At 38.3% G+C, this 18,742-nt stretch carries 16 protein-coding genes and 1 pseudogene; 16 read left to right on the forward strand and 1 reads right to left on the reverse strand.

Translation table 11 applies throughout. The features are described 5' to 3' along the window. Positions 1–230: 230 nt before the first annotated feature. From BN2665_RS07930 to BN2665_RS07960, 7 genes are all read left to right on the forward strand, one after another. Entirely contained in the window at positions 231–590 is a 360-nt protein-coding gene (locus BN2665_RS07930; protein ID WP_074042251.1) for a DUF1540 domain-containing protein, read from the forward strand. A gap of 215 nt (positions 591–805) precedes the next feature. After that, positions 806–2,062, forward strand: a complete 1,257-nt coding sequence (locus BN2665_RS07935) for a class 1 isoprenoid biosynthesis enzyme (protein ID WP_055666583.1) — start codon at positions 806–808, stop codon at positions 2,060–2,062. 13 nt (positions 2,063–2,075) lie between these two features. After that, the gene (rlmD, locus tag BN2665_RS07940) at positions 2,076–3,464 is read left to right on the forward strand and encodes a 23S rRNA (uracil(1939)-C(5))-methyltransferase RlmD (protein WP_055666584.1); all 1,389 of its coding nucleotides are present in this window, start codon (positions 2,076–2,078) and stop codon (positions 3,462–3,464) included. Between the two features lie 317 nt (positions 3,465–3,781). Continuing rightward, a complete protein-coding gene (locus tag BN2665_RS07945) occupies positions 3,782–4,270 on the forward strand; it encodes a MarR family winged helix-turn-helix transcriptional regulator (protein WP_055666585.1) in 489 nt (162 codons plus the stop codon). A 4-nt stretch (positions 4,271–4,274) separates the two neighbouring features. Then, positions 4,275–5,627: a serine hydrolase gene (locus BN2665_RS07950; RefSeq protein ID WP_055666586.1), complete on the forward strand. Its 1,353-nt coding sequence runs from the start codon at positions 4,275–4,277 to the stop codon at positions 5,625–5,627. Between the two features lie 194 nt (positions 5,628–5,821). After that, complete coding sequence (locus BN2665_RS07955; protein ID WP_055666587.1) at positions 5,822–6,322, forward strand: C39 family peptidase; 501 nt, start codon at positions 5,822–5,824, stop codon at positions 6,320–6,322. A gap of 132 nt (positions 6,323–6,454) precedes the next feature. Continuing rightward, positions 6,455–7,480, forward strand: a complete 1,026-nt coding sequence (locus BN2665_RS07960) for a serine hydrolase domain-containing protein (protein ID WP_055666588.1) — start codon at positions 6,455–6,457, stop codon at positions 7,478–7,480. A gap of 417 nt (positions 7,481–7,897) precedes the next feature. Here the strand turns inward: BN2665_RS07960 and BN2665_RS27870 are convergent. After that, positions 7,898–8,276, reverse strand: a pseudogene (locus tag BN2665_RS27870) (IS1634 family transposase); the annotation flags it as partial. Between the two features lie 236 nt (positions 8,277–8,512). Here BN2665_RS27870 and BN2665_RS26955 point away from each other — a divergent pair. From BN2665_RS26955 to BN2665_RS08005, 9 genes are all read left to right on the forward strand, one after another. Continuing rightward, positions 8,513–8,701: a hypothetical protein gene (locus tag BN2665_RS26955; protein WP_195892679.1), complete on the forward strand. Its 189-nt coding sequence runs from the start codon at positions 8,513–8,515 to the stop codon at positions 8,699–8,701. Next, the gene (locus BN2665_RS07970; RefSeq protein WP_055666590.1) at positions 8,677–9,246 is read left to right on the forward strand and encodes a TetR/AcrR family transcriptional regulator; all 570 of its coding nucleotides are present in this window, start codon (positions 8,677–8,679) and stop codon (positions 9,244–9,246) included. Before BN2665_RS26955 ends, BN2665_RS07970 begins: the two co-directional genes overlap by 25 nt. A gap of 23 nt (positions 9,247–9,269) precedes the next feature. Beyond that, on the forward strand, positions 9,270–10,193 hold the full coding sequence (locus BN2665_RS07975) for an alpha/beta hydrolase family protein (RefSeq protein ID WP_055666591.1): 924 nt from the start codon (positions 9,270–9,272) through the stop codon (positions 10,191–10,193). A gap of 74 nt (positions 10,194–10,267) precedes the next feature. After that, positions 10,268–11,092: a hypothetical protein gene (locus BN2665_RS07980; RefSeq protein ID WP_055666592.1), complete on the forward strand. Its 825-nt coding sequence runs from the start codon at positions 10,268–10,270 to the stop codon at positions 11,090–11,092. 47 nt (positions 11,093–11,139) lie between these two features. Continuing rightward, positions 11,140–11,979, forward strand: coding sequence for an MBL fold metallo-hydrolase (locus BN2665_RS07985; RefSeq protein WP_055666593.1), 840 nt, complete (start codon positions 11,140–11,142; stop codon positions 11,977–11,979). Further along, positions 11,972–13,042, forward strand: a complete 1,071-nt coding sequence (locus tag BN2665_RS07990) for an alpha/beta hydrolase (RefSeq protein ID WP_055666594.1) — start codon at positions 11,972–11,974, stop codon at positions 13,040–13,042. Before BN2665_RS07985 ends, BN2665_RS07990 begins: the two co-directional genes overlap by 8 nt. Positions 13,043–13,079: 37 nt before the next feature. Continuing rightward, positions 13,080–15,323, forward strand: coding sequence for a glycoside hydrolase family 3 C-terminal domain-containing protein (locus BN2665_RS07995; RefSeq protein WP_154674896.1), 2,244 nt, complete (start codon positions 13,080–13,082; stop codon positions 15,321–15,323). 244 nt (positions 15,324–15,567) lie between these two features. Then, entirely contained in the window at positions 15,568–18,261 is a 2,694-nt protein-coding gene (locus BN2665_RS08000) for a glycosyl hydrolase (RefSeq protein ID WP_055666596.1), read from the forward strand. Continuing rightward, complete coding sequence (locus tag BN2665_RS08005) at positions 18,258–18,617, forward strand: hypothetical protein (protein ID WP_055666597.1); 360 nt, start codon at positions 18,258–18,260, stop codon at positions 18,615–18,617. The genes BN2665_RS08000 and BN2665_RS08005 overlap by 4 nt, the downstream gene beginning before the upstream one ends. The last annotated feature ends 125 nt before the right edge of the window (positions 18,618–18,742 follow it).

Genomic DNA, 18,742 nt, shown 5'->3' on the forward strand with positions numbered 1-18,742 from the left:
GTTGTATATTATTTATATGTATGGATATAATATAATGATAGTAAAAAGGATAAAAAATGGCAACTGATTCTGGATTTGCACCTAATAGGTGCTCTTTTTTTATACTTTTTTAGGAAAATTTAATTCAGAAATAGGGTATCCTATGAAATAGATTTATATTACTCTATTATGTCAATAATATAATTAAGGTTATTTTATTTCAAAGGACTATAGCGAAAGGAGTGATATTGTTGAGTCAATTAAGCTGTAATGCTGCAAATTGTGTGAATAATGTAGGTGGGCTATGCACTGCTAGGGTCATACATATAGTAGGAAAACAAGCTAACCGCAGCCCAGAAACAGATTGTAATACTTTTGGTGAAAGAACTTTGGGCAATGCCGTTAAAAATATTGCTAACATGAATGTTGGAGGAGAAATTATTCAAGCTTTTAACAGTGAAGAAATAAAGATGAGTCCTGAGATAGTATGTGATGCAGTAAAATGCATACATAATTCTCACAGGAATTGCAAAGCATCAAATGTGCAAATCTTTGGACCAGAAGCTATGTCAAATTTAAATACTCAGTGTGAAACCTTTAAACCTTTTTAAATTAATATATGATAAAATTAGCTAGTGAGGATGATTCTTTATTTTTATATCTTCACTAGCTATTTTTATAGTGTTTATTTACAGAATTATTGACATTTGCATATATTAAATTACAATTAGATAAGGCACCTTCAAAAAATAATTAGCCAGCCTACTCGTATATTTGACTAGTTATTTTCCTCAGATGCCTAAGATGAGTTTTTTTGGGGGATTATATGGAGAATTTAAAAGAAAAAATAGAACTAAACACTATAGATTTTTGCAGGGTGTGGTATGGGTTACCTTGTAATATAACTAAAGAATTGAGAGGCTATGATTCTAATTCTCAAATGGAAAATGAAAAATATATAGAGAGCTTTATGAATACCATCTATGATAGATTTTTAAATTTTCCTAGTGATGAAGAGGAAAAAATTAAATGGGGAAAAGAGATAGATAGACTTTTAAAAGAATTTGCTAATAACAGTAAATTTATAAATAATAGAGCTATAAACTATTTGTTTTCTAAAAATATAAAGGATATAACCAAGGAATTTTTTAAGAAAGCAAAAGCTTTTGATGATAAAATGTCTTTAGAAGAAATAGGACAGGCGATGAGAAATGTTTGGATAATGAATATATCTCAGGTTATATTAAATATAGATGTTAAATTTACTAATTCTATTTTTGCTTATAGCATGCTATATCCTTATACGGATAATTTATTAGATGATAAAATACTAAGTGATGAATATAAGGCACAAATAAGTAATAAGTTAAAAAGTATAATTCTAGGTAAAAATATAGATATAGACAGTGATTACGAAAATAAGCTTTATGAGCTTATAGGGTTAATTGAGGGCGACTTTCCTAGGGAAAGATATAAAGAGGTGTTTGAAAGTGTTTTAGCCATACATGAGGCGCAGGTAGTCAGCCTTCAGCAGCAGGAAAAAGAAGTTTCTCCTTTTGAAAAGGATATGCTAAATATAAGCTTTATAAAGGGAGGAACCTCGGTACTGGCTGATGGATATTTAGTAAAAGGCAATTTAAGTTTTGAAGAAATAAAATTTATGTTAGGCTATGGAATAATGCTTCAGCTATGTGATGATCTTCAAGATGTAAAAGAGGATTTAAAAAACAATCATATGACTATATTCTCTCTTACAGCAAAGCAATGGGATTTAGATAATATAACGAATAAATTGATAAATTTTATAGATTATATAGTATACGAAGAACTTAAGGATTTTAAATATGAAATTAAAGAAGATATGGATGAGTTTTTAAAAGAAAATTGCTTGATGCTTGCCTTTTTGTCCATGGGTAATAGTAAGGATTATTTTTCTTATAGCTATATAAAAAATATAGAAAAGTATATGCCTTTTAGATTTAGCTTTTTAAAAAGTATTGGTGATGGTTTCAGAAAGAAGTATGCTAAAATAAGAAAGAAGTATAATGAAGAAACTTTTGAACAGATGATAGATTATATATAAAGGGTGATAATTAGTGTTAGAAAAAAACAAGGATTATATATTAGATGTAATTTCACAAGGCTATGAAGGAGAGGGAATAGCTAAGTTAGAAGGATTTCCCATATTCATACAGGGAGCATTGAAGGGAGAAAAGATTAAAGCAAAAATTATTAAGGTAAATAAAAATTATGCTTATGGAAAGTTATTAGAAGTTTTAGAAACAGCTCCAAATAGAAAAGAGCCAGTATGTTCTATCTATAAAAAGTGCGGCGGATGCCAGCTTCAACATCTGTCTTATGAGGGACAGCTAGAGTTTAAAAGGGAAAGAGTAGAGGACTGTTTAAGAAAAATAGGAAGATTAGATTTAGATACTATAAAAGTGCATGATACCTTAGGAATGAATGAGCCTTACAGATATAGAAACAAGGTTCAACTGCCCATAGGTGAAAAGGATGGTAATGTAATCATAGGATTTTATGCTCCTCGAAGCCATGACATAATAGATATGGAGCTTTGTCATATTCAAGACCCTGTAGCAGATAAGGTAGTGGCATTGACTAGAGCGTGGATGAAAAGGCATAATGTAAAAGCCTATGATGAAAATAACTCTAAGGATAAAGTAAAAGGTGATAAGAGCTCTATAAGGCATATAATGATAAGACGTGGCTTTAAAACCGGAGAGGTAATGGTGGTTATTGTGACCTCAGGGGAATATTTGCCCTATAAAGAAGAGTTTATAAACATCACACTTCAACAGATAGAAGGGGTTACCAGCATCATTCAAAATGTGAATAGCAAAAATACCAATGTAATATTAGGAGAGAAATGTATAACCCTTTGGGGAAAAGATACCATAAGCGATTATATAGGAGAGTTTAAATTTAATATTTCACCACTATCCTTCTTTCAAGTAAACCCGATCCAAACGGAGGTACTCTATAATAAAGCCTTGGAATATGCAGCTTTAAAGGGCGATGAAACTGTATTTGATGCCTACTGCGGTACAGGAACTATATCCTTATTCCTTTCACGAAAGGCTAAGAAGGTTTATGGAGTAGAAATAGTGCCAGAAGCCATAGAAAACGCCAATATCAATGCAAGGGAAAATCATATTGATAATGCAGAATTTATAGTAGGAGAATCCGAGAAAGTGATTCCTGAGCTAATAGATAAAGGAGTAAGAGCAGAGGTAGTAGTGGTAGATCCTCCAAGAAAGGGCTGCGGAAGAGAGCTATTAGAAGCTATAGGAAATATGGCTCCAGAAAGAGTAGTATACGTATCCTGTGATCCAAGCACCTTAGCTAGAGATTTAGGAATTTTAGAAGAGCTAGGATATAAAACTATGGAAGTACAGCCAGTGGATATGTTTCCTCAGACGGGGCACGTTGAATCTATAGTCCTGTTGCAGAAGAAAAGCAGTTAAATTATTGAAGAAATAAATAAAAGAGATGTGCAAAAATTTTGGGCATGAGAGCGATAACTTTCATGTCCTTTTTTGATAGAAAGATACATGGAGTTACCCATTTTACATAGATGTCGGAGAACTACATTTGTCTTTATCTTATCAGAAAGTAAAAGATGGGAATTTTTAATAAAAACATTTTGAGAAAACTAACTGCTTATAGATTAAAATTTTGTTAGTTATATTCCAAAATATTGCTTGACAAATACATTAGATGACTTTATTATTAAGTTGCCTTAACTATTAATTTAACTTTATAACAAAAAGGGGGTAAAGCTTTGGCTTCAAAAGTAGATAATAAGAACGAAAATGAATTGTTTGATTTAGTTACAGAAATTAACGAGATAACTTATTCCATGAATGCTCTTTTTATAAAAGAGAGTCAGTCTTTGTTTAATGAAGAACTTTCAAACAAGCAAATTATATTAATGGATTTAGTAAAAAAGGAATCTCAAATATCAATAAGTCAACTGGCTGAATCGATGAATGTTACTTCAAGTGCTGTTAGTCAGATTGTCTCCAAATTAGAAAAAGAGAGATATCTATTAAGGACAATAAATCCTAATAATAGAAGAGAAATAATTGTGCAGTTGGATGAGCGGGGATACCATTACTACTCAAAGGAAGAAGAGATTAACAAGGAAATTGTGAAACGTTTTTATTCTCGTATGGAAATGAAAGACATGATACAATTACGAGACATTTTAGTAAAACTCAATCTTGTAGTTGAAGATGAATTGTCAAAACAAGAAATGAAAGGAAAATAAAAAAATGAATGATAAGAGAATAATATTAAAAAAGTTTTTTACGGAAATCCAATCTGAAAAATTAATTAATGGAACTGTCTTAATAGCCAAGGATGGTGAAATATTATATAAAGGAGCTTTTGGCGAGGCTGAACTGGATTCAAAGCGAAAACTAAAAATAAATTCGATATTTAACCTTGCATCAGTTTCAAAACCGATAACTGCTTTGGGTATAATGTTATTGGTACAGGATAACAAACTTTCTCTTGATGACCCTATAGAAAAATGGTTACCTAATATTCCTTATAAAGGGGTTACAGTAAGGCAATTATTGAATCACACTTCTGGATTACCCGATTATTTAGAGTTATTTGAACATCACTGGGATAAATCCAAAATAGCGGTGAACCAAGACTTATTAGAGCTACTTATTAAGCATAAACCAGAACAGTTATTCAAGCCTAACGAGCGTATGGAATATAGCAATACAGGTTATGTAATGCTTGCTCTCATTATTGAAAAGGTTTCGGGCCTTTCGTTTGCAGAGTATATGAAAATAAATATCTTTTCACCTGTTGGAATGCAAAATACTGAAGTGTTTTGTAAAAGATTAACTGAACAGGCTGTGGATAACTACGCATATGGTTATATTTTTGATGTATACAAAGGCAAACATGTTTTGCCAGATGAATTTCCTGAAACAGACTTTGTTGTTTATCTTGATGGAATCGTTGGAGATGGAGCGATTCATTCCACAGTTGAAGACCTTTATTTACTTGATCGAGTATTGAGAAATGGGACACTTATTGATGAAACTTTATTGAAAGAAGCCTATTCTCCATCGTTCCCAAGACTAGAAAGTCCTTTTAAATATGGGTTTGGATGGATTTTAGAGAACGAAAAGAGAAAGGGAAGGGCTGTGTGGCACAGCGGTGGTTGGCCAGGTTATGCTACACACTTTAAAAGATACATTGATAATGATCTAGTGATTATTTTTTTAAGAAACAAAGAACAGGATTTTGATTTTGAACAATCTATTTTACAATCAATTGAGAATATACTTTTTAATGAACCATATGAGATACCTAAACTTCCAGATTTTCAAAAAGCAAAAATACTACATACTGAGATTTTAAACAGATATGTTGGGGAGTATCGATTGGAAGAACATACTGAATTGATTGCAAAGGTTACGATGAAAGATCAGCGGTTATTCCTTGAACTTCCAAGATCAATGAAACTTGAAATGTACGCAACCTCGGATAATGAGTTTTTCCTTCGTAGCTTATCAGTTACAATTAATTTTGCAAATGATGGAATTAATCATTATTTGACTATTAATGATGGCAGTATCTCTCAAACTGCTAAGCTTATTTAAAAACAAAATGAGAATAAGTTAGAAATTGTTAGTTAAATTAAGTGATATATTATAAGAAAAGTATAAAGATTTATATTATACCCAATTTATATAATGATATTTAGTATTGACACTATTCAGAATTCTGATTAGATGTTGAATATCAATCTACAAACTAATCTTTATGATACTAATAGAGGGGTGAATAGTCAATTATGTATAGAAGTTATTTTATCAGTCAAAATGAACAAAGTTTTTATCCAGAGTATGCATGCGGAATTGCTTGCCTTTCTATGTTATTAAAATATCATCAAATAGCTGGTTACGAAAACTTTGAGAAACTTGCTATTGAATTAAATTTTAATGTTTCACCAGAAGAAAAAGGATATGATAGTGATGATATGAAGTGTGGGACTTTCCCTGAAGATATATTCAGATATCTCGTTAAAAATAACATCAATTTTAGAATGTCTTTTTATGAAGATGAATGGAAGGAAGCTCTAAAAAAGTCTCCGATTATGGTAATGATGACTGGTAATGAAGAAGAGTTTGGTCTTAGGAATAGTCATTGGATTTTATTGGTGAATAGAGATAAAGATTTTTTTACATATCTTGATCCATATGAAACAATGATATCTAATAACTACGTGAAACATATTTGGTCAGGTGATTTTAAAAAATATTATACAGGAATAGCCTGTCAAGTAATCATATGAAATAACTTTTCATTATTTATACCAAAACTCTACACGTTCACGACTAAAATAATTAAGCATTAATTGCAATATGATATTTTAATTTACTTAACCAAACCACTTAATTAATTCATACAGAGATGGGGAATTTAATTGCATATAAATAAGGATATAACAAGCAAGTTTTCTGGGTTAGTTGAATACACGCAGAAAGTCAATGATTTGAATGGTGGCTCTGGAACAGCTTTGATAGTTATTCAAAGAGATAGAATTGTTACAGAATACTATAGTGGCTTTCATTCCCATGATAAAAATGCCAGAGCTATTCAGCAAGAATCACAATTCAATATTGCTTCAGCTCGAAAAAGTTACATTGGATTTGCTATTGCTCTTGCTGTGTATCAAGGTAAAATTTCTTCTATTGATGATTTAGTTATAGATTATCTGCCAGAACTTGACGCAAAGGTTATGGACAAAATCACAATAAGACACTTATTGACTCACACTCATGGAATAGAGAGGAACGAATTTGGACACCTTTTTAGGGAGTTTCCTTGTGGTACAAATTGGGCATATCGCGGAGAAAATATATTAATGCTTTGTGAGATTGTAAAAAGAACAACAAGGAAAACTGTTTCTGAAATAATCAATGAGTATATTTGCTGTCCCTTGGAATTGAAGGAGACTGGATGGAAAATTCATTGGAATGAAAAGTTAGTTTATTCAATCATGGAAAAGGGTAAGAGGCCCAAGCAATATCTTGAAGCAACTGCAGATGGTAATTTACATAATATGTTTGTTTCAGCGAGGGAATTTGCCTTTTGGGGTTATCTGCACTTGAAGCAGGGAATGATTGATGGAAAACAAATAGCCCCAAAGGAAATTTTCGAAATGGCAACTTCAGTACAAAGTCCAAAATTTGAAAATAAGGAGCTTCCACAGAATGGGTTTCTTTGGTTTACAAAGGATTTACCTGGGAAATGTACTGAAATAGGTGATTTAGTACCAACTGGGTCCTATCAAATTGTAGGAGTGAGAGGGGCTTTACTGCTTGTAATACCATCTCAAGAACTTGTTGTAGCACGTATGTACAATAAACAATATAACTATAGTGGGACTGAAGGCTATTTATATTATTTGAGGGAGTTTGGCAATGAAGTTATCAAATGCTTAAAATAGGACGCATTTTTCTTTATGAAGTATTACAGAAAGTCAATCATGATATATACTTGATGCTGGAATTAAATATATACCTAATGAATTATCTTATTACAAAAGAAATAATATTCTACCACCAAGAGAATACCAGATACTTATGACATCATTATTGTACTCTCAAGGCATGTGGAGACGGTTTGCTTACTAAATAGAATTAAATAAATTAATTAGAATGAATTAGAATGCACCCATTTATTAATGGGTGTATTTTACTGTAGAGAAATAGATAAATACTTTGAATCTTCTGAGTCATTGGTATATAACCTGAGTTTTGCAGAAAAATAAGATAAAGAATACCCGTCAGCGCAGTAATTACAAGGGCTGGCGGGTTTCTCGTTTTGTCAAAAAGTTGTTGCGTAATAACCTATTTTTTTGTGTTTCCTCCTCTTTGAGTAGTGCTTCATTTATTTCGAGATTGGAGGAAGCTTTCAGTATTTCCTCTGTATCTTTATCAAAGTCTATCTTTTAACATATTTGGCGGCACCATAGAAAGTGGCACGTGTGTATTTTGAAGGATTTGAAACTAAGTCCTTTGCTTTTAAAAGAGCTGCTTCGCGTTCTGCTTTTGCACGCTTTGCGTATTTTTCACTATAAAAAACCACCTATTTTTCATGTGCGGTTTTTTTCATCTTTTTCCCGGTAGAAGCAGTTACCTTAATTGTCCTTGGTAACGACGGGATTTTCGTTTGTATTCTTCACTAAGCCATTCATATCCATCCTCATTCAATACATAATCCTTTATGCCTATATTTATACCAGCCTGCATTTCTATCAGCGACAAAGTAGTTTCTTTTATTTGTAAAGAACGGTCGGGTAATGATGCTGATCATGGGAAAATTATTTAGGTGGTCCTTAGAATACCCATTGACACATCATGATACATATAGTATCATGATACATATAGTATCATGAATGCTTTATTAAAATAGACTATTAATAGTGGCTGCTCATACAGAGAAAGAATTATCATATCTCTTAGGATGCATTGGTGCGGTGCTTATATTAAGGACATATGAATCAGAGTTTGCTGGCAGTATGGCTAATAAGGTATATGATTATGAAGGATTGGAGGATATGGGTACTTTGATTAGAGGTATCCATGAAATAGAATGGCAGAAACAAAAAAAGAAAAATACCTGGAGCAGAGAAAGCTGCTTATGGAGGAAAGAAAAAAAGAGGTAATAGATACGGCAAAAAAGCTTTTTCTGGAAAAAGGACTGAATAATGTAACTATGAATGACATTATGAATGAAGCCGGATTAAGTAAAGCAACAATGTACCGTTACTATGACAGCATACATCCCATCGCCTTTGAGGTGGAATACGAAATGTTGCAGGAAATATTCAGCGATCTGAAACTCATTGATGTAGCTAACCGCAATGGCGGCGAAGTCATAAAGGAAATTCTTCTGACCATGGTGGACAAATTTATTCATCATATAAAGGCCTACCGTTATATCAGTATGTTCGACTTTCTTTACTCGGATCAGTATCCGAACGATAATCTGTCACAGGAATATAACAAGGTGATACAGTCCATTATTGATGCCAATATGAGCGGGGAGAGGGTTAAGGAGCAATATGACGAAGCCTTAACCTATGTAAGCGTCATTTTTGCTTATCTGCAGAAGCTGGCTCACCGTAAGGAAATCATCGACAAAGGAGAAATTGACGTTATTGAGCGATTAAATATTGTAAGGAAGATGATTCACAAGCTGTTGAAATAAATGAAAGGCATAGGATGAATTCCATGTGGATTTTATTATTAATACTGGCGATTATTTTTGTTGTAATGCTGCTGTTGTGCAGTATCGTATTCCTACCGCTGTTCCTTGGCAGACGGATAAAAAGTCCGATTACCAAAGAAAGTCGGGAATACTTCTTCAGCGGAGAAGGAGAAAATATAATAAAGACTCATATCATAGGCGATGGGGAGAATAAGGAAAGTTTTATTCTATATGCTCCTGTCCACTTGGAGGGAGCACTTCCGGTAATTATTTGGGGCAATGGAACAGACGCCCTGCCGAAGAATTATGATGAGCTGCATCGGCATCTTGCTTCCTGGGGCTTTATCGTTATGAATACCTATAACAGTGAGACTGGAACCGGGAAGCCGCTAAAGGAGGCTCTTTGCTATCTGCTTGAGGAGAATGCGAAGCCTGACAGTATTTTCTACATGCATATTGATACGCAGCGGATAGGCTGTGCGGGACATTCCCAGGGTTCTACGGGTGTGATTAATCTGCATACGAATTTTACGGAAGGAAATTATATAAAAACCGTTGTTTCTATCGCACTTCCTGCTCTGCGATGGTGTGATCCTGAGGATGTATATGTACCGGAAAGAATTAATGTTCCTTTTTTGGTGTTAACCGGTACCCTTGATTTTATTATCTCGCCCTTCAGGAGTTGTCTTGCTGCTATTAACAGATTAAAAACCAGTGTTGAGGGTTGGTTTCTGGAAGCTCGCTACTGTTCCCATACAGAGATTCAGGAGGAAGGCGGTAAATATAAGGGCATATTGACAGCCTGGTTTCGGTACCGGCTGATGGATGACAATGCGGCTGGAGAGATTTTTGAAGAGCAGGGAGAGATATATAAGAATGCGGGCTGGAGAAGAGTATATCGACGCGGAGTCCGTGATAATATTAGGAATGACAGCAGACCATCATAAGGAGGTGTAGCCGATTACTTAATAGTGCTGTAAATTCCCATTAATACAAGCCTGATAAGGAGCTGATTCAATCAATGCAGAATGAAAAATGTATTCGTGGCAGCAAGGCTGTAGCTTTAAAGCTTCGTAAAAAGCGCCGTTTCAACCCTAAATTCCAGATTACCTATGAAAATGCTTCTGAAAGCCTTAAGGATGAATATTGGGATTCCTTTATTCACGCTGAGATCTACATGATGGAGATACTCGGCCTGTCTAAGGCCAGGGCAGAGGAGGATAGAAGCCTCTGCAGCCGACGTGAACGAAGGAAGAAAAGCCAACAACAAACGAATTATCAAATTGATCAAATAATGCTTGAGCTTCTGCAGCTATTGAAAGAAGCCCAGGAGAAGAAAATATCACCGGAATACATTTGGGGTAATGACCCCAAAGGCTTTTGTAAAGGGTTTCTGGAGCAACGGGAAATTAAACTACCGACTCCTTTGGAACTATTTGCGCTCCGGTTAAGAGAGCTGCCTAAGAGTTTTTTGATTGTATCCTGCATCATACTGCTCACGATGAATGGGGGACCAGCCTTTACCACGAAGGCAGACCTGTCAGTATGCCTGATCGATCCCATCAGGATACTGGTGGATTATCTGCTGGTTGAACGATATATTAAAGCCAATATCTTTAATCCTGATATAAAAGGAAAAACCATATATCGAAAATTCAGACGGTATGATCTTATTGTAGTAGCTGGGTTGATTCTGCTTAATCTGGGAGCACAGAAGTTGTTTCACTACCCACATTCCTATGTCTGGCTTACGCTTTTGCAGGGGTGCGTTTTCTATCTGCTTCCGATACTGGTACTGTTACTCATATTGAAAGGCTGCTATAGAAATGTAAAGCGCAGCAGTTAGGGCTATGAGCTGCTGAATCATAATTATAGAAATAAGGAGAGAGGTTTATGAAAAAGGGACATTTTTTTCATGAAGAGCTGCGGGATGGAATCTTCTTGATATCCTGCAAGGAATGGGAAATGAGTACAGCAACCATTAATACTTACCTGATTAGGGGCAGGGAAAAGGCGGTGCTGGTGGATGCGGGGCTTAGAGCCTCTGGATTGAGGGAATATGCGCAGCAGCTGGCAGGGGTGCCGGTCATGCTGGTACTAAGCCACGGACATTTCGATCATACCGGTGCCGTGAATGAATTTGACGATGTATGGGTACACCCGGAGGATGCATTGATTCTGGGGAAGAACATCATTAAGTTCTTGCCCTCAAGGAAAATAACCGCGAGGATTCATAATTTGATAGAAGGAGATGAATTATTGCTCGGTGACAGAACACTTCAGGTATATGGTATTCAGGGGCATACTGCGGGAAGCATAGTACTTTATGATCAGAAAACAAAAACCCTGATATCCGGTGACAGCATTTGCAGAAGATTGTTCTACATTGACGGTAATAAATATCCGATCAACCGGTTTTTTCATGATCTAATGAAGGTGGACCAGCTGGATTTTACCGGAGTGTGTTCGGCCCATGACCGTTTCCTCCTGCCAAAGACTCAGATTCGGCACATGATTGATGTTATATCAGAGGGGATCTTTTATAGTAATATTACGATACGTATTCTGGGACGTAAGTATTTCCAGGTGAAATACGGTACCGGACCGGAGGATCCTGATTTTATTGATTTTTCTGCTCCCATTGCATGCAGAGAACAGTTAAAGCTTGAAGTTGATGATTTTCTTAAGAAGAGCGGGTATCAGTCGATTCAGAAGGGAGGAAGTTATGAATAAAGCGATTCTGATTCTTTACTTTTTCAGCATGAAGCTGAAAAGAGCAGGTCTGAAAATGAAAAGACTCTTTCATAGAAAAAGGCCTGTGGGTGCCTTTATTACACCGCAGGACACGGTGGACAGTATCATAGAGCATCCTGTACTGGTTGAAGAAAAGGCAAAAATCTATCAGCGGTCCAAGGAGAATGACATAATGGCAATACAGACACTTGATAAATTCGTATTGGGCTTTTCAAAAACCACAGGACAAATCTATGCGGACGGTCTGAATGCGATAATTAAAAATCACGGCAATAAGGTGAGGGTTTACAGACAGATCTATTCCGAGGAAGAGATAAAAAAAGATTCCACTAAGGCCAATGCTAGTCTGCATTATTTTCCTTCCGGGAAGAAATCAAAGTTTATTATAGTATGTCCCGGAGGTGCCTATGCTAATTGCGAAGCCCTGTCGGAGGGTTATCCACTGGCACTTCATCTGAACGGTCTGGGATATACTGCTTTCGTGCTTTCCTATCGTGTAAGGGAGGAAGCATATAATCTGGCACCGGTGGAAGATCTGGCAGCGGCTGTCCGGTATGTTCTTGACCGTGCAGATGAATTGAATATAGTTCCTGAAGATTATGCGGTTCTGGGATTTTCAGCAGGAGGGCATCTGGTTGGATGCTATGGGCTTGACAATATAGGCTATAAGAAATTTAATCTGCCGAAACCCGGAGCCATCATGATAGCATATGGACTCATATCAACTGAGAAGTTTACACATTGTAATAAGCTGCTTCTGGGGCCGGAACCGGATGAAAAGGCTGTAAGTGCAATCAGTATCGACAGGAATATAACACCTGATTACCCTCCCGTATTTTTTTGGGCAGGTAAGAATGATCTTCTGCTAGATTATCGCCAGCATGGAGATGAATTGGAAAAGGCTTTGCGGATGAATGAGATACCCTACGAATATCATCTGTATGAAAAGGCACAGCACGGAATATCTCTTGGTATAGGAACCGAAGCTGAGGGATGGGTGGACAGGGCAGCAGCCTTCTGGGCTAAGCATTCAGCGAAATAGATAATGCGCAGAATTCTTGCGCAGAATGGAGGGAAATATGATCAAAGACCTGATCAAACAAATGACATTGGAGGAAAAGGCAGGATTGTGCTCCGGTGCAGATTACTGGCATACGAAAGCAGTGGAAAGACTGGGCATTCCGGCCGTGATGGTAACGGACGGCCCGCATGGTCTTCGCAAGCAGGAAGGGGAAGCAGATCATCTCGGTCTGAACCAGAGTGTTGCTGCTGTATGTTTTCCTCCGGCCTGTGCGAGTGCTTCCAGCTTTGATGAGAATTTATTACACCGGATGGGCAGGGCTCTGGGTGAAGAATGCAGATCAGAGAATATAGCGATTTTACTGGGACCTGCTGTTAATATTAAGAGAAGTCCGCTTTGCGGTCGTAATTTTGAATATTTCTCAGAGGACCCTTATCTGACCGGTAAGCTTTCTTCAGCACAGATTAAGGGGATTCAGGAATGGGAGGTTGGTACCAGCCTAAAACATTATGCAGTCAATAATCAGGAGACCTGCCGCATGACCTGCTCCTCAGAGGTGGATGAACGTACGCTGCGTGAAATCTATCTGGCGGGTTTTGAGATGGCTGTGAGAGAGGCAAGGCCTTGGACCGTAATGAGCAGCTATAACAAAGTTAATGGAGAATATGCCAGTGAAAATAAAAAGCTGCTTACGGATATCCTGCGTGAGGATTGGGGCTTCGAGGGCTTCGTAATGTCGGACTGGGGAGCTGTTAACGACAGAGTAAAGAGCCTTGAGGCAGGACTGGAGCTTGAAATGCCCTCTTCCAGCGGTATTCGTGATGAACAGATTGTAAAAGCAGTCAGAGAAGGTTTGCTCCCGGAGGAACTATTGGATCTGGCTGTGGAACGAATTCTTAAGGTTATTTTCAAATATTCACAGGCCGATGCTACCGATATGCAATATGATAGAGAGGAACATCACAAGATAGCAACGGATATGGCAAAGGAATGTGCTGTTCTTTTGAAGAATGAAGGTGCGCTACCACTGAGTCGTCAGACAAAAGTTGCCTACATAGGTGCCTTTGCCAAAATACCGCGTTATCAGGGAGGAGGCTCCAGCCACATCCATGCCAGCAGGGTAACTAATGCATTTGATATCGGTAGGGATAAAAATCCTAACATAATTTATGCGGAAGGTTTCCCACATGACAAGGATCAGGCAGATCAATCCCTTTTTGGAGAAGCAGTCAAAGCTGCTTCTGAAGCGGATGCAGCCATTATCTTTGCAGGATTACCCGAATCCTTTGATTCCGAGGGTATTGACAGAAGACATATGGGGCTGCCGGAATGTCAGAACCGGCTAATTGAGCTGATCGCGGCAGTGCAGAAGAATACCATCGTAGTTCTTCATAATGGCTCTGCTGTGGAAATGCCCTGGGCAGATAAGGTGAATGCTATTCTTGAAATGTTTCTTGCAGGTCAGGGAGTCGGTGAGGCAACAGATGCGCTGTTATATGCAGATGCAAATCCCTGCGGCAGACTGGCAGAAACCTTTCCGATTCGGCTTGAGGATACCCCGTCATATTTGAATTTCCCTGGAGATGGCAAAAAGGTCGTTTATTCGGAAGGGATTTATATCGGTTACCGTTATTATGAGGCTAAAAAAATCCAGGTATTATTCCCCTTTGGCCATGGACTGTCCTATACCGAATTCTCCTATCAGGATATCCAGGTAAGCCGTGGTAATTTTACAGAGGGTGAGAGCATAACCCTAACGGCACAGATCACCAATTCAGGGAAGATGGCAGGAAAAGAAGTAGTGCAGCTCTATGTCAGCGACCGTACCGGCACCCCGGGCAGGCCTGTAAAGGAGTTAAAAGGATTTGTCAAGGTAGAGCTTAAACCGGGAGAGACGAAGCCGGTAACCTTTGAAATCGATTCACGTTCCCTATCCTGGTATAACGAAGAAATCGGAGACTGGTATGCTGCCGGTGGAACCTACGAGCTTTTACTGGCTCATTCCTCTGCAGATATACGTCTATCGAAGAAGGTTGAATTCACTCCTGTAAGGAAGATTCCTTTCCTGGTGGATGAGAATACAACGATAGGCTCATTGCTGAAAAATCCCAAAACCTCACCCATTATGTCGATGATGTTTTCGAAGTTTAGCGGAGGCATTACATCAGGCTTTGGCAGTTCAGATGAGGTGCTGAATGAAATGACGGGAGGGCTGCCGCTCAGGGCACTGTTTGGATTTTCAAAGATTACAGAGGATCAGATGAAGGAACTAATCTATGTACTAAAGGAGCAGCTGAAATAACTTAATAAATGACCGGGCTGTTTCATAATAATCTATTGTATTGCTCATCTTGTGATGAACTATTATTACAGTTAATTTGATTATAGGCAATATGATACTCAGACCGCATTTGAGAGGAAGCAGATATACAAAAGTGATGGAACGCTTTGGGCACAGCCGGAGCAGTGAGATCACCGATTAGTATGAAGCTTCCTTTTCATTTTGAATATAAAAGCTGCCGGATGGCAGCATGATGGAGGTAAGAATGAAATCATTTATAAAAGAACTAATTGAACAGAAGGAAGATAATTATATTCTGCCATTTTTCTGGCAGCATGGAGAGAGTGAAGAGAAGCTGAGGGAGTATATGGAGGCAATCCATAGCTGTGGTATTCGTGCAGTCTGTGTGGAGGCCAGACCCCATCCGGATTATCTTGGACCGGGCTGGTGGCATGATATGGATATAATTATTGATGAAGCTAAGAAAAGGGATATGAAGCTGTGGATTCTGGATGATGCACATTTTCCTACCGGCTATGCCGCCGGAAAAATTGCCGAGTCAGAGGATAAATACTGTAAGCAGTACATTAGTCGGAAGTTCATCGATGTAAGCGGCCCTACACCTGAGGTTGAGGTTAGTCTTGCCGCCATGATGATGCCGATCATGCTGCCCTCCGGATTAAATCTTGAAATGTTTGGTATGAGCTCGGAGAAGAAGCGCTATTTTACAGATGACAGAATCCTGTCCATCCGTGCATATCAGATGGATAGGGAATCATCCTTGATTGGGGAAGGAATCGATCTTATTGCAAATATTGTGAACGGAAAATTAATATGGGACGTTCCCCAGGGTACCTGGAGGATTAATGTTCTTTTTATTACCAGAAATGGTGAGGGGCGCTGCGACTATATCAGTATGGTGGATAAAGCTTCCTGTAGAATCCAGATTGATGCGGTGTATGAACCTCATTATGAGCATTACAAAGAAGAATTTGGGAAAACAATTGCAGGCTTCTTTTCGGATGAACCCTGCCTCGGCAACAGCATCGGCTATAATTTTGATGAGTCCATCGGAAAGAAAAAAGCACCGCTTCCCTGGAGCAGCCAGCTTGAGAAAATGTTGGAGGAGAAGCTGGGGAAGGAGTATTTACCATATTATCCTGCACTCTGGACCGACATGGCGGATGAGAAGGTAAATGCCAGGGTTCGCTATGCCTATATGGACTGTGTGACCAGACTGGTGGAAGAGAATTTTTCCAGACAGATCGGACAGTGGTGTGAGGAAAGAGGAGTGGAATACATCGGTCATATCGTGGAGGATAATAATCAGCATAGCAGACTTGGCAGCAGCCAGGGACATTTTTTCCGCTCCATGATGGGCCAGCATATGTCAGGAATTGATAATATCGGAGATCAGGTTCTTCCCGGAGGAGAAAATCATAAAAGAGAAGCATTGTTGGGTGCGGATAAGGATGGAGAGTTTTATCATTATGAACTCGGAAAGCTGGGTTCGTCCCTTGCCCATATCGATCCGAAGAAACAGGGAAGGGCTATGTGTGAAATCTTCGGAGCTTACGGCTGGAGGCTTGGGATAAGAACGATGAAATATCTGACGGATCATTTTCTGGTGAGAGGTATTAATGTATATGTACCTCACGCATTTTCACCAAAGGATTTTCCTGATTCGGACTGCCCGCCTCATTTTTATGCCGGGGGAGAGGATCCTCAGTTTAATTATTTTAAAAAGCTGATGCACTACACCAATCGTATGTGCCATCTATTGAACGGAGGTACACATATAGCACCGGCAGCAGTATTGTATCACGGAGAAGCCGAATGGACTGGCGGCTGTATGTTTAATCAGAAGGTTGCCAGAGAGCTGCTGGAAAGCCAGATTGATTTTGATATTCTTCCCTCCGATGTTTTTGCAGACATGTCAGCTTACAAGGCAGCATTTGATGGCTGCCTACAGGTGAATGGTGAAAGCTATGACTGCTTTATTGTTCCATATGCAGAATTTATCACAAAGGAAGTGGCTGTATTTGCCAGTACTGCATCAAAAAAGGGCTTCCCGGTATTCTTTGTTCAAGGGCTTCCGGAGGGAATCTGTAATATAGATAAGCGGGAAGAGGAGAAGCTGCTACTTGACGGACTGTCCGAATGCATTGTAGTTCCTCTGGAGGCTTTGTCAAAAACACTGAAGGATAACAAATTATTTGAAATCAGCAGTGACAATCAATTTAATGCGCTGCGTTATTACCATTACCGTAAGGAGCAGACAGAGATATATATGTTCTCCAATGAAAGTATCGGTAAGGATTACAATGGCTGGATAACCGTGAAATCAAAAGGAGAGGTCAGCTTATATGATGCTATGGACAACAGGATAATTCCGGCAGAATACAGAAATACCGAAGACGGAACAAGCATACATATCAGATTAACACCCTATCAGAGTGTGGTTGCTCTGTTTGAGGATCTGAAGGAGGTGGAAGAACAAGGCGATTTCAAGGCTAAGTCGGAATACAGACTGGGCGCAGCATGGCGCATCTCCAGTGCCGAAGTCAGTCAATATCCGGAGTTTCATCCTGTTGAAGTTACGACGGAGTTAAGAAGCATGGGTCGGGTATTACCTGCCTTTTCTGGTTATTTACGTTATGAAAGTGAGTTTATTTATGATATAATGCCAACCGGTAGGGAGCTATTGAATATTACAGATGTCTATGAAGGCGCTGAAGTCTGGCTGAATGGCCGCTGTCTTGGAATGAAAATCTGTCCACCATATCAGTTTCTTTTGGGAGAAGCATTAAGAGCCGGAGAGAACCATATAAGGATTGAGGTTGCCACAACCCTGGACCGGAAGGTGAAATCCCTTCCCCAGGATATGCGTTCCCTGATGTTCTATTCAAAGATAACAGAGCCGACGGGTATTGTAGGAAGTGTGGAAATCTGGAGTTGATTCTTCTTCATAACCTACCTGTGGAGGATACTGATGAGTGGAAGGCTGGTACGAAGGATCCGGTAATACTTGAGATGGTTGAGGAGTCAGCAATAAAAACCCTGGAGAAGTTTTATCTGGATATAACCGGCAATAAATTTGTGAAGGGTACAAAAATAAGCCCTAAGCTGGAAGGAACCATCTACTCAAGAGTCAGTAAGCATAAGGAAATAATCAAAATCATTGAAAACAGCCCTGATATGGTTAAGGATACGATTGAACCTGTTATTCTGAAGGGACAGGAGGCAGGTGAAATTAAAGCAGGAAGCAGCTTTGAGATGGCTCAGACCTTCTGGACTTTAATAGCTGGTGAGTAGTATATTTCCAGGAATTTTGCAGGAGTTCACCCCAAGCTATCCTTTGAGTATATTAAGGGAATACTATTCTAAATACCTAAATATATCCTGCCGCCAAGGGGATTTCAGGCTTAGTGTATCCTCAA

Source organism: Desnuesiella massiliensis, assembly GCF_001403615.1.
GTDB lineage: Bacteria > Bacillota > Clostridia > Clostridiales > Clostridiaceae > Desnuesiella > Desnuesiella massiliensis.